The sequence below is a fragment of the Ruegeria sp. BI12 genome, assembly GCF_056537985.1.
In genome coordinates this window covers 398215-410719 of sequence record NZ_JBQFSL010000001.1, presented here as the reverse complement: position 1 = coordinate 410719, position 12505 = coordinate 398215, and the positions used below count along the sequence as shown (strand labels likewise).

The window sequence follows — 12505 nt, the reverse complement described above, 5'->3', positions numbered from 1 at the left end:
ATCAGAGCAGCCCATCCAGACTGCAAGCAGGCTCAATTCGGATCTTTGAATCCGCATTGTTCCCCTGACCTGTAAACGGTAAAAAGTTCCTTCGGTTCAGCTACGCCGCGCAACATATAGCGACCGACTGAGACAAGCTCTGAGGCGCAGGGTTGCGCCGCGCGGGCCACGTCATCCGAAATCAAGATACGTTGCCCCAGCGACCGATGCATGCCGGCAATCCGCGCGGTTTGGTTGACGGTCGGGCCGATGACTGTGAAGTCCAACCGGTTCTCGGATCCGATATTGCCATACAGAATCTCGCCAGCGTGCAACGCCAGTGTATAATTCGACACCGGCAGACCATCAGCAGTGCGTTGCGTGTTCAGGTCCGCCATTCTTTTCTGTAATTCAGCGACGGCCATCATTGCCGCCCGCGCGTCCGCATCGATCTCGCCCACATCGAACATGGCCATCAGCCCGTCCCCCATGAACTTGAGAATACTTCCACCGCATTGATGGACCACGTCAATCACAGCCGCCAGATACTCGTTCAGCATCTCGATCAGCGCATTACCCGGCAGATTTTCGGACAGGCTAGTGAACCCCTCAAGGTCAAAATTCCAGATTACTGCGTCGATCTGCTGAAGCGAACCACGCCTGATTTCGCCGGACAAAACACGACGGCCGGCATCACGGCCCAAATAGACGCGCATCAGGTCCTTCGAAATACGCTCGTTGTTGGCCGATTTCAAAGCCAGTCCAAGGTGCGGCAGGGCCGTATTGATCAGGGCCAAATCGCTGTCCTTGAACCCCTCGGGCGCATTAGACGTCCACGACAGCAATACACCGCTTACTGCCTCTTCGGCGTCTTTCGGCTGATTGTGCGTCGGAACGTTAAACGACACGCCCGTCGCGTAGTACTCGGTGGCACCATGTTCGCGCAGTTCATTCAGCAAAGGAAAACGGCTGGGTTGGTTCTGATCTACCAACCGTTCGTGAACGACGCTCAGGCCTTCATTCAGAACAGCAAAGAGAGGGCTGGCTCGCCATTGCTCGCTGGGCTGTTCCGAGTATTCAAACTTCTGATACTCGCCGCCTTTGCCGTGATACCAGCTATAGCCGGTGCCGCCATAAACCGGATGAAGGGTCGACTGGGCCGCATGAAATCGCATCAGAGGAACGCCCAGGTCGACCAGACGATTGCAGTACTCTTCCAGCAATTCTTCTTTCTCGACACCCTCAAGCCCGCGCGTCACCAGCCAGTTGATAAGATCGCTTGATTTTGCCGCATCGGCATCTGAGGTCGTCATGTTTTGTCCCATTTTTGTTCTGGGTCCCATCTGGGAACGACGACGGTGAATTACCAGTGCTCAATCCATATGAGCCAGGCGCCGAAGCATTTTGCGCAACAAAGCCGCCTCATGACGAGAAAACAGGCCGGCAAGCTTTGCATTATATGTCTCGGCCACCTGGCGCAGGTCCGTATAAGCCGTCCGCCCCGTGGGTGTCAGCGTCAACCGTTCGACCCGGCGGTCGGATGTGTCGCGCATGCGGGTCAAGTATCGACGCTGCTCCAGTTTCGATACGGCGCGGCTGACCTTGGTTTTGTGGATTCTAGCGCGCAAACCGATCTCTTTGGCCGTCATCTCACCGTAGTTTCCAAGATGAAACAGGACCCGCCATTCTGTTCGCAACATTCCATAGCGGTCCTTATAGAGTTGCTGAAACTCCAGCGAACTCTCCTCGGCGGCTCGATTCAGCAGGTAAGGCAAGAAATCCTGCGGATCAAAGTCATCATTTTTGGCTGTATTACTCTTTGTCATGCTTGTTAGTTACAAAATCAACTATTATCCGACAAGCAGCAAACGGAGGAACACGGAATGAACCATCCGACGGATCCGCATGAAATGACCCAAGCCAGCACGCCCGTTGGCACGCAAGCGGGCTATATGCCCGGCTTTGGAAATGATTTTGAGACTCAAGCCCTGCCCGGCGCGCTGCCGCAGGGGATGAACAGCCCGCAGCGCTGCAACTATGGTCTTTACGGTGAACAGCTTAGCGGCACCGCATTTACAGCCAACCCACCTGAGCGTACGTGGTGCTATCGCATCCGCCCATCGGTAAAGCATTCGCACCGTTACGAAAAAATCGACCTGCCGCACTGGAGATCAGCGCCTTGTGTCGACCCCGATGTGATCAGCCTTGGGCAGTACCGTTGGGACGCGGTGCCTCATTCCGATGAGGGGCTGACATGGCTGACCGGTATGCGCACGATGACCACCGCAGGCGATGTGAACACCCAGGTTGGTATGGCCAGCCACATCTATCTGGTCACCGAATCGATGGTGGATGACTACTTCTTTTCGGCCGATTCCGAGATGTTGGTGGTGCCGCAGGAAGGCCGTCTGCGGTTTTCGACAGAACTGGGCATCATTGATCTTGAACCTAAGGAAATCGCCATTCTTCCCCGCGGTCTGGTCTATCGCGTCGAAGTGCTGGAAGGCCCTGCACGCGGGTTTGTCTGCGAGAACTACGGGCAAAAGTTTGAATTGCCGGGACGCGGCCCTATCGGGGCGAACTGCATGGCTAATCCACGCGATTTCAAGGCTCCGGTCGCTGCGTTTGAAGATCGTGAGGCACCATCGACTGTTACTGTCAAATGGTGCGGGCAGTTCCACACCACCAAGATCGGCCAAAGCCCGCTGGACGTGGTCGCATGGCACGGCAATTACGCGCCCTACAAATATGATCTGCGCACCTATTGCCCGGTCGGCGCGATCTTGTTCGACCACCCCGATCCATCTATTTTTACCGTGCTCACCGCTCCTTCAGGCCAGCCGGGGACAGCCAATATCGACTTTGTCCTGTTCCGCGAACGCTGGATGGTAGCCGAGGATACTTTCCGCCCGCCCTGGTACCACAAGAACATCATGTCCGAGTTGATGGGCAACATTTACGGCCAGTACGACGCCAAACCGCAGGGCTTTGTTCCCGGCGGGATGAGCCTTCACAACATGATGCTGCCGCACGGGCCGGATCGGGAAGCGTTTGAGAAAGCCTCAAACTCCAACTTGGGGCCGGATAAATTGGACAACACGATGTCCTTTATGTTCGAAACCCGCTTCCCGCAGCACCTGACACCATTTGCAGCCAACGAAGCCCCGTTGCAGGATGACTACATCGACTGCTGGACGTCGCTTGAAAAAAAATTCGACGGCACACCGGGCAAGAAGTGACACCCAAAAGAGGTCTGAATAAATGCCATTGATGAAATCCTGGGTAGCTTCGGCCAACGAGGCCGATCACCCGTTTCCCCTGAACAACCTGCCTTACGGTGTTTTCTCGACCGAAGGCGGCGATCCGCGCTGTGGCGTCGCGATTGGTGACATGATCCTGGATGTCACCGCCGCTGAGACCAATGGTCTAATAGAACTGGCCGACGAGCCGCTCTTTGACCTGCCCTTCTGGAACCCTTTGATGGAGGAAGGTCCCGCGGTTTGGGCCGCATTGCGCAACCGTTTGACCACGTTGTTGGCTGAAGGGGCCGAAGAACAGGAGCAGGTTGAGCCGCTGCTTGTCGCCCAAAGCGAAGCAGAAATGCATCTGCCATTTGCTGTCAGCGAATACACAGACTTCTATGCCGGGCGCCACCATGCGCAAAACGTGGGCACCATGTTCCGCGGGCCGGAAAACGCCCTGCCCCCGAACTGGTTACACATTCCTATCGGCTATAACGGCCGTGCATCTTCGGTTGTCGTGTCGGGCACCGATATTCGCCGGCCCTGGGGCCAGCTCAAGTCACCCGATCATGACATGCCCGCTTTTCTGCCTAGCCGTCGTTTTGACATCGAGCTTGAGATGGGTGCGATTGTCGGGACACCCTCGGACGGACCCATTTCCGTTCAGGAGGCTGACGACAACATCTTTGGTTACGTTTTGCTGAACGATTGGTCCGCACGCGATATTCAGGCATGGGAGTATCAACCGCTGGGGCCGTTTCAGGCCAAAGCCACTGCCACGTCGATCAGCCCGTGGATAGTGACCAAAGCTGCATTGGAGCCCTTTCGATGCGACACGCCTGCGCGCGAATTCGAGCTTCTGGATCACCTGAAAGATTGTGGCCCGATGCTGTATGACATTGATCTTGAAGTTACGATGGCACCTGACGGCAAGGACGCTTCAACGATTGCGCGGACGAATTACAAGGAAATGTATTATTCGGCAGCACAGCAATTGGCGCACCATTCAACTTCGGGCTGCCCGATGAACACCGGCGATCTGTTGGGGTCTGGCACGATTTCCGGACCCACCAAGCCAGAGCGGGGCTCGCTTCTTGAACTCAGCTGGGGCGGGAAAGAGCCGCTGACCCTGGATACCGGCGAAACCCGTACATTTATCGAGGATGGCGACACGCTGACCTTGAAAGGTGCCGCTAAGGGCGACGGTTACACCATTGGATTTGGCGACTGCGTCGGGACCGTGCTGCCCGCCCTAAAAGACCCGTACACCCGATAAGGAGCTTACCATGGCCAAGGCATTCGCGTCCCAGGGGGATATATCGGAAAAGAAGATCTCATTCACCGAGGTCGGCGAGGGCCTTTATGCCTTCACCGCTGAGGGTGACCCGAATTCCGGCGTCATCATCGGCGATGACAGCGTGATGATCGTCGAAGCGCAGGCGACCCCGCGCCTGGCCAACAAGGTGATCGAATGCGTGCGGTCCGTCACCGACAAACCGATCACCCACGTTGCGCTGACCCACTATCACGCGGTTCGCGTACTGGGTGCCAGTGCGTTTGGTGCGCAACAGATCCTGATGTCGGACATGGCGCGCGCCATGGTCGTTGAACGCGGGCAAGAGGACTGGGACAGCGAGTTTCAGCGTTTCCCCCGCCTGTTTGAAGGCCATGAAAGCATCCCTGGCCTGACCTGGCCTACCACCACATTCAGTGACACGATGACGGTTTACCTGGGTAATCGTCGGGTCGATCTTATGCATTTGGGCCGCGCCCACACCGCAGGTGATATCGTCATTCACGTACCCGACCAGAATGTCATGTTCACCGGTGACATCGTCGAATACCACTCGGCCTGTTATTGCGGTGACGGGCATTTCAGCGATTGGGGCGACACGCTGGACGAGATCCGGTGGTTCGACGTCGACGCCATCGCGCCCGGGCGTGGTGACGCTTTGGTCGGCAGAGACATGGTGAACGCCGCCATCGAAAACACACGCGACTTCGTCGAAAGCACCTATCGGCCCGCCGCAAAGGTTGCAGCCCGTGGCGGGTCTCTGAAAGAGGCATGGGACGCGGTGCGCGCCGAATGCGATCCGAAATTCGCAGATTACGCGATCTATGAACACTGCCTGCCCTTCAACGTTGCCCGCGCCTATGACGAAGCCCGCGGTATCGACACGCCCCGGATCTGGACCGCCCAGCGCGACTTGGAGATGTGGGAGGCCCTGCAGGGCTGAAGAAGACGGGCAAACTTGATCCAGATCGTTTTGCTCAGGGGAAATAGGTGGAATCATAGGGCAAGACCTTCTGGCGCACATGTGCCAGAGGGCGGGATTTAGTGCGCCCACGGCGCCTGAGTATTGGGGGAGAGCCCATGAACAAGATTTTCGAAGTTCCACTCTATGCCTACCAACGCAGCCCGGATCAGGACACGGCAAGCTCGGTACGACACAAGGTTATCGTGGTTGGCGCCGGCCCGGTTGGGTTGGCCGCAGCCATTGATCTGGCCCAGAAAGGGGTCCCTGTCGTCGTACTGGACGACAATGACAAGGTTAGTTTTGGCAGCCGCGCGATCTGCTTTTCACAGCGGTCTCTGGAAATCGCCGACCGTCTGGGCGCCGGGGGTAAGTTGGTCGATAAAGGCGTGCTGTGGGATGCCGGCAAAGTCTTTTTTGACAACCGCCAGGTCTATGAGTTTCACCTGCAACCCGACGCGGGCTATGCGCATCCGGCCTTCATCAACCTGCAACAATACTATTTTGAAAAAGCGCTAGTTGAACGGGTACGGGAATTGCAGGCCAAGGGCGCGCCGATTGAAATTCGCGGGCAGAACAAGGTCGAAGCCGTCGGCACCCACAACGATCACGTCAAGCTTGAAGTCGAAACGCCCGAAGGCCCTTATAACGTTGAGGCGGATTGGCTGATTGCCTGTGACGGTGCAAACTCGCCTACCCGCCGCATGCTCGGCCTGGATTTCGAAGGCCGCGTATTCGAAGACAACTTTCTGATCGCTGACGTAGTGATGCAGGCGGACTTCCCGACCGAACGCTGGTTCTGGTTCGATCCGCCGTTCAATCGCGGACAGTCTGCCCTGCTACACAAGCAACCCGACAACGTGTGGCGGATCGACCTGCAACTGGGCAGGGACATCGACCCGGAGCAGGAAAAACAGCCTGAAAACGTGATCCCTCGCCTAAAGGAGATGCTGGGCGAAGAGATCAATTTCGAACTTGAATGGGTCTCTATCTACACGTTCCAATGCCGTCGAATGGAGCGGTTCCGCCATGGTCGCGTTTTGTTTGCAGGCGACAGCGCCCATCAGGTCAGCCCCTTTGGCGCGCGCGGGGCCAACTCTGGTCTGCAGGACACAGACAACCTGTGCTGGAAACTAAAGATGGTTATAGACGGCGAAGCGCCCGAGCTTTTGCTGGACAGCTACAACCGCGAACGGGTCGAAGCAGCGGATGAGAACATCCGCATGTCCACCCTATCGACGGAATTTATCACGCCCAAATCCGATATGTCGCGCCTTTTGCGGGATGCGGTTTTGGACCTCAGCGAGCACTACGCGTTTGCGCGCCCGCTGGTCAATTCCGGCCGGTTGAGCACACCATGCGCATATTCCGGATCATCGCTGAGTTCTGCGGATGCTCTGACCGGGCCAGAGATTACACGCCCTGGTTCCGCCTGCCCGGACGCGCCTTTGGGTGATGAATTTTTGCTGCCCAAGTTGGCCGGGAAATTCACTTTATTGACGATAGATGCGGACGCTCCTGACAGACTAGAAGAAAGCGGCGTTACGGCCACGCGACTGGCCCTCTCTGTCAAGGATGACCTGACTTTGGAGCTGAAGCGCAGGTATCTGGGCGATGCCCCGGGTGCGGTTTATCTGATCCGACCTGACCAACACGTCGCCGCGCGCCGCGACACGTTCGAAGAAAACGCATTCCGGCAGGCGATCCGCCGGGCAACCGGCAAGGAATAAGCGACATGACCGACCTGATCCTCACCCCAAATCTGGACAATGCAGACGATTTTTATGCCGATCTGGTGGCCGCCCATGACGGGCTGGATAAAGCCGACAGCGACGCCCTGAACGCACGTCTGGTTCTGGTTCTGGCCAATCACATCGGAAATGCAAAAGTGTTGTCTACCGCCTTGAATGCCGCCACGCTGAAAGACACCTGACGAACGGAGGAGGTGAAGATGAGCGGCGTGGTATTGTACGATTACTCGCGGTCTTCGGCCAGCTACCGGGTGCGGATCGCGCTGAATCTGGCCGGGATCAACTATCGCCCCGTGCCAATTGATCTGAGTATGGGCGAACAAAGGTCGGACAGTCATTTGACCCGTAACCCGCAGGGACTGGTGCCGGTGCTCGAAATTGACGGGCTACGATTGACACAATCACTGTCTATAATCGACTACCTTGACCAAACGCGAGGCCTTGGGTTGCTGCCTGCGGAACCGGCGGTGCGGGCGCACGCGCTGGCACTGGCGCAGTCCATCGCTGTAGATGTGCATCCGGTCTGCAACTTGTCGGTTGCGCAATATGCCACCACACTCAGTGATGATGCCGAGGGCATGCCCGGCGACTGGATGCGCCATTTCATCCGCCCCGGCCTGCTGGCTTTCGAGGCCCTCCTGAAGGGTTTTGAACAAGCGCCCTTTTGCACAGGGACCCAGCCTGGGTTGGCCGATGTTTGTCTGGTGCCTCAGATGTACAACGCGCGCCGCTGGGACGTGGATTTATCCGAATTGCCTCGCGTTCTAAGCGTCGAGGCTGCATGTACCAATCACCCCGCCTTTGCCGCGGCGCACCCGGATGCTGATGCACTGACATGACCCTGCGCACAGTAACTGTGTGCGTCTGCAAATGGCCAACCCCCACGATTACTCCTACTTTCTGTGAAACGGTTGCAGGAGGCTCTCATGCCAGAGATCACCGGGTATCATGCCCATGTCTATTTCGAGGCCGACACACAAGGCATTGCCCTACAGGTTTGCGAGCAGGCCACCCGCCTGTTTCCCGTAAAAATGGGGCGCATGCACACCAAAAATGTCGGTCCGCATCCACGGTGGAGTTGCCAGCTGGGCTTTGGCCCCGACGCTTTTGATCAAGTAATCCCCTGGCTGATGCTGAACCGACAGGGCCTGACCATTTTCACCCACCCCGAAACCGGCGACCATCTCGCGGATCATCGAGACCGAGCCATCTGGATGGGTGAAATGCTGGACCTTGATCTGTCGATCTTTGACAAGGTGGGCGCTTAAGTCAGCGCCTTTGCCTGATCCCGCAATTTGAACTTTTGGATTTTGCCAGTCGAGGTCTTGGGCAAAGGCCCAAACACCACCGTTTTGGGGGCCTTGAAATGGGCCATGTTTTCCCGACAGAAGCCGATGATATCCGCGTCGCTCGCCTGTGCGCTAGGCTTTAGTTCAACGAAAGCACAGGGTGTTTCACCCCACTTGTCGTCCGGGCGCGCGACCACGGCGGCCTCCATAACGGCCGGGTGTTTGTAAAGGATATCCTCGACCTCGACCGACGAGATATTCTCGCCACCTGAAATGATGATGTCTTTGGACCGGTCCTTAAGCGCGATGTAGCCATCCGGATGCATCACCCCAAGATCGCCCGAGGCAAACCATCCGCCTCGGAACGCTTTGTCCGTGGCGTCGGCGTTCTTCAGATAGCCTTTCATAACGACGTTGCCTTGCATGAAAATCTCGCCCATCGTCTCGCCATCTGCGGGCACAGGTTCCAGCGTGTCCGGGTCGGCAACCATAAGCCCCGACAGGGCGGAGTAGCGGACGCCCTGACGGACCTTAAGAGCGGCGCGTTCCTTGGCCTCTCTACCGTTCCATTCATCCTTCCAAGCGCAGACAACGGAGGGACCATAAGTCTCGGTCAAACCATATACGTGAGTGACCTCGACACCCATGTTTTCCATACTTTCGATAACTGCGGCAGGCGGTGGTGCGCCAGCGGTCATCACCTTGATCTCGTGGTCGAAGTCCTTGAGGTGATCGGGCGCATTGGCCAGCATATTCAGCACGATCGGCGCGCCACAGAAGTGGGTCACCTTCTCATCCCGAAACGCCGCATAAATCGGCTCGTCTCGAACGGCCCGCAGACAGACCGAAACACCCGCATTCGCGGCCATCGCCCAAGGAAAACACCAGCCGTTGCAGTGAAACATTGGCAGGGTCCACAGATAGACCGAGTGCTTTGGCATATTCCAGTCCAGCAGGTCTGACTGCGCGTTCAGCGCGGCGCCTCTGTGGTGGTACACTACGCCCTTCGGATTGCCGGTCGTACCAGACGTGTAGTTGAGTGTAATCGCGTCCCACTCATCCTTGGGAAGCGACCAGTTGAATTCAGGGTCGCCCTCGGCCAGCAAGGCGTCATAGGTCACGCCGCCCAGTTTCTCACCACCGTCAAAGCTCGGGTCCTCGACATCGACGATCAGTACATCGTGATCTACCTGTTCCAGCGCCTCTTTGACCACACCTGAGAACTCGGGATCGACCAGAAGGACTTTGGATTCCGCATGATTCAGAATGAAGGCAATGATCGGTGCGTCCAATCGGGTGTTGATGGCATTCAGAACAGCACCTGCCATCGGCACTCCAAAATGCGCCTCATACATTTCCGGAATGTTGGCCGCGATGATTGAAACCGTGTCGCCCGCGCTGATTCCACGTGCGGACAATGCGCCTGCCAGCCGGCGGCAGCGGGCATATGTTTCAGCCCATGTATAGCGACGCGCGCCGTAAACCACGGAAGGATAATCCGGGTAAATGTGCGCTGTCCGCTCGATAAAACTCAGCGGCGACAACGGCGTGTAGTTTGCCCGGCGTTTGTCCAAATGACGCTCATAGATGCTGGCTTGTGTCATTTGCTGACCCTCCCTCTGCGGTTCCGGCGAATTGAGCACAAAGTCGTTCCTCTGACAAACCCGTAAAAATACGGCGTGGCCATGGACTGGAATTACGGGATGGTGCAATCTGGCCCTATCTCCGACAGAGCTTTCGCGGTGATCTGAGCCATCGAAAACACAAAGCCGGGACGGCCCTTTTCGCCGCCCGCGCCCCAGCCATTCTGAAAGGACATGTCATGGACGGCACGTTCAACGAAAACGATCTTTCGCACGTGGTCGAAGCCGACCGCGCCCATATCTGGCACCACCTGCTGCAGCATAAACCATTGGAAAGCAACGATCCGAAGATCATTGTCGAAGGCAAAGGCATGCGTGTCTGGGACCAGAACGGCAAAGAGCATCTGGATGCCGTGTCCGGTGGCGTCTGGACCGTTAACGTCGGCTATGGCCGCGAATCGATCTGTAAGGCGGTTCACGACCAGCTGATGAAGCTGTGCTATTTCGCCAATACCGCAGGGTCTATCCCCGGTTCGATCTTTGCTGAAAAGCTGATCAGCAAAATGCCAGGCATGAGCCGCGTTTATTACACCAACTCCGGTTCCGAAGCGAACGAGAAGGCGTTCAAGATGGTTCGCCAGATCGCGCACAAGCGCTATGGCGGCAAGAAAACCAAGATCCTGTACCGTGACCGCGACTACCACGGCTCGACCCTGGCAACCATGTCGGCTGGCGGTCAGGACGAGCGTACGGCGCAGTACGGTCCGTTCGCACCCGACTTTGTCCGCGTTCCGCATTGCATGGAATACCGCAAGCACGAGCTGGGCTTGGAAGAATTGTCCGGCGAGGCATTCGGCAAAGCCGCGGCAGACGCCATCGAAGAAGTGATACTGCGCGAAGGCCCCGAAACCGTTGGCGCCCTGTGCCTTGAGCCTGTGACCGCCGGTGGTGGCGTCATCGAAGCGCCCGAAGGTTACTGGGAACGTGTGCAGGAAATCTGCAAGAAGTACGACATCCTGCTGCACATCGACGAAGTTGTCTGCGGCGTTGGTCGTACCGGCACCTGGTTCGGGTACCAGCAGTACGGCATCAAGCCGGACTTCGTGACGATGGCTAAGGGCGTTGCCTCGGGCTATGCGGCGATTGCCGTAATGGTCACCACCGAAGAAGTCTTTGACATGTTCAAAGACGACATGTCGGACCCGCTGAGCTATTTCCGCGACATCTCAACCTTTGGTGGCTGCACCGCCGGTCCGGCCGCTGCGATCGAGAACATGCGCATCATCGAAGACGAGAACCTGCTGCAGAATTGCACCGACATGGGCAACCGGATGCTGGGCAACCTGCAGGCGCTGATGGAAAAGCATCAAGTCATCGGCGACGTACGCGGCAAGGGCCTGTTCCTGGGTGCCGAACTGGTTTCCGACCGGGCCACTAAAGAGCCAATGGATGAGAAAAGGGTTCAGGCGGTCGTTGCCGACTGTATGGCGCAGGGCGTCATCATCGGGGCCACCAACCGCTCGATCCCAAGCCGCAACAACACGCTGTGCTTCTCGCCCGCGCTGATTGCAACCGCAGACGACATCGACCAGATCACTGACGCGGTCGACGGCGCACTGGGTCGTGTATTCGGCTGAACGTAACTGAAAACATCTGCCGCCACTCACGCAATTCTGGCAGATGAAATCAAACCGGCGCGCCCAACGCGCCGGTTTTTTTGTTTTCTGACACGGGTTTGTGAAAATCGCCAACTCGAGTACCCTGTGGTTACCACACCCCTTACAGGAGACGTGTCCAATGGTACTCAATCTCATCAGAAGCCTCGCCGCCATTGCCCTTATTGCAGTCGCCACGCCATCCAGCGCAGACGACGGCAGCGGCTTTCCTCAGATAGTTGGCACCTGGCATGGCACCTATCTGGTAGCCTTTGCCAAATCGAACCCCAACCACGACAAAGGCCTGTTGAAGACTGAGATGGAGTTGGAGATCACCAAACTGGACGGCAACCTGATCACCGCAACCAATCGCTGGAGGCGCATAGGCGACAAAGATTGGATCGTCGAAGAGGCAATGGGCACTTTCAGCCTGGACGATCCCACCCGCTTTGTTCTGGCCGAGGCTGGGATTTCCGGTGACGATGTGTCGTCCGGAATTTTCAACGGTGTATATCTGGATGACGTAATCATGGTCACCTATGCCGGTCCGGGCACAGGCGTGGCATTTGCGGCGCAGTTGGTGAAGAAAGACCCAAGCAAATAGGTTTGTGTTTCCGTTCCAGTAAGGAATGACCGGCGACCTAAATTCCGTTGCCATACTACCTCTTGCTCTCATGACTCCGCTGATGCAAACTTTGAGTGGGAAGAATGTCTGCTTCACTGCTTGGGCAGTTGGCAGACAACCCAGCGC

At 57.1% G+C, this 12505-nt stretch carries 13 protein-coding genes; 9 read left to right on the top strand and 4 right to left on the bottom strand.

Going from position 1 to position 12505, the window contains the following annotated elements; genetic code table 11:
* Window positions 1–32: 32 nt before the first annotated feature.
* Entirely contained in the window at window positions 33–1292 is a 1260-nt protein-coding gene (locus tag ACR0AK_RS02150; protein ID WP_480792213.1) for an adenylate/guanylate cyclase domain-containing protein, read from the bottom strand.
* Between the two features lie 60 nt (window positions 1293–1352).
* The gene (locus ACR0AK_RS02145) at window positions 1353–1805 is read right to left on the bottom strand and encodes a MarR family winged helix-turn-helix transcriptional regulator (RefSeq protein ID WP_480792212.1); all 453 of its coding nucleotides are present in this window, start codon (window positions 1803–1805) and stop codon (window positions 1353–1355) included.
* A 57-nt stretch (window positions 1806–1862) separates the two neighbouring features.
* Between ACR0AK_RS02145 and hmgA the strand changes: the two genes are divergently transcribed.
* From hmgA to ACR0AK_RS02110, 7 genes are all read left to right on the top strand, one after another.
* Window positions 1863–3218 (top strand): homogentisate 1,2-dioxygenase, encoded by a 1356-nt coding sequence (gene hmgA, locus ACR0AK_RS02140; RefSeq protein ID WP_480792211.1) that lies wholly within the window; start codon window positions 1863–1865, stop codon window positions 3216–3218.
* A 22-nt stretch (window positions 3219–3240) separates the two neighbouring features.
* The gene (gene fahA / locus ACR0AK_RS02135; RefSeq protein WP_480792210.1) at window positions 3241–4497 is read left to right on the top strand and encodes a fumarylacetoacetase; all 1257 of its coding nucleotides are present in this window, start codon (window positions 3241–3243) and stop codon (window positions 4495–4497) included.
* Between the two features lie 10 nt (window positions 4498–4507).
* Complete coding sequence (locus ACR0AK_RS02130) at window positions 4508–5458, top strand: MBL fold metallo-hydrolase (RefSeq protein ID WP_480792209.1); 951 nt, start codon at window positions 4508–4510, stop codon at window positions 5456–5458.
* 137 nt (window positions 5459–5595) lie between these two features.
* A complete protein-coding gene (locus ACR0AK_RS02125; RefSeq protein ID WP_480792208.1) occupies window positions 5596–7206 on the top strand; it encodes an FAD-dependent oxidoreductase in 1611 nt (536 codons plus the stop codon).
* A gap of 5 nt (window positions 7207–7211) precedes the next feature.
* Complete coding sequence (locus ACR0AK_RS02120) at window positions 7212–7409, top strand: DUF2783 domain-containing protein (RefSeq protein ID WP_480792207.1); 198 nt, start codon at window positions 7212–7214, stop codon at window positions 7407–7409.
* An 18-nt stretch (window positions 7410–7427) separates the two neighbouring features.
* Complete coding sequence (gene maiA, locus ACR0AK_RS02115; protein ID WP_480792206.1) at window positions 7428–8066, top strand: maleylacetoacetate isomerase; 639 nt, start codon at window positions 7428–7430, stop codon at window positions 8064–8066.
* An 87-nt stretch (window positions 8067–8153) separates the two neighbouring features.
* On the top strand, window positions 8154–8495 hold the full coding sequence (locus tag ACR0AK_RS02110; RefSeq protein WP_480792205.1) for a DOPA 4,5-dioxygenase family protein: 342 nt from the start codon (window positions 8154–8156) through the stop codon (window positions 8493–8495).
* On the opposite strand, the gene ACR0AK_RS02105 is transcribed toward ACR0AK_RS02110, so the two are convergent.
* Entirely contained in the window at window positions 8492–10120 is a 1629-nt protein-coding gene (locus tag ACR0AK_RS02105) for an acyl-CoA synthetase (RefSeq protein ID WP_480792204.1), read from the bottom strand. The genes ACR0AK_RS02110 and ACR0AK_RS02105 overlap by 4 nt on opposite strands.
* A 92-nt stretch (window positions 10121–10212) precedes the next feature.
* The gene (locus tag ACR0AK_RS02100; protein WP_267885466.1) at window positions 10213–10335 is read right to left on the bottom strand and encodes a hypothetical protein; all 123 of its coding nucleotides are present in this window, start codon (window positions 10333–10335) and stop codon (window positions 10213–10215) included.
* A gap of 3 nt (window positions 10336–10338) precedes the next feature.
* Here ACR0AK_RS02100 and ACR0AK_RS02095 point away from each other — a divergent pair, with 3 nt between their 5' ends.
* Window positions 10339–11736 (top strand): aminotransferase family protein, encoded by a 1398-nt coding sequence (locus ACR0AK_RS02095; protein WP_480792203.1) that lies wholly within the window; start codon window positions 10339–10341, stop codon window positions 11734–11736.
* 160 nt (window positions 11737–11896) lie between these two features.
* Window positions 11897–12358, top strand: a complete 462-nt coding sequence (locus ACR0AK_RS02090; protein WP_480792202.1) for a hypothetical protein — start codon at window positions 11897–11899, stop codon at window positions 12356–12358.
* Window positions 12359–12505: the final 147 nt, after the last annotated feature.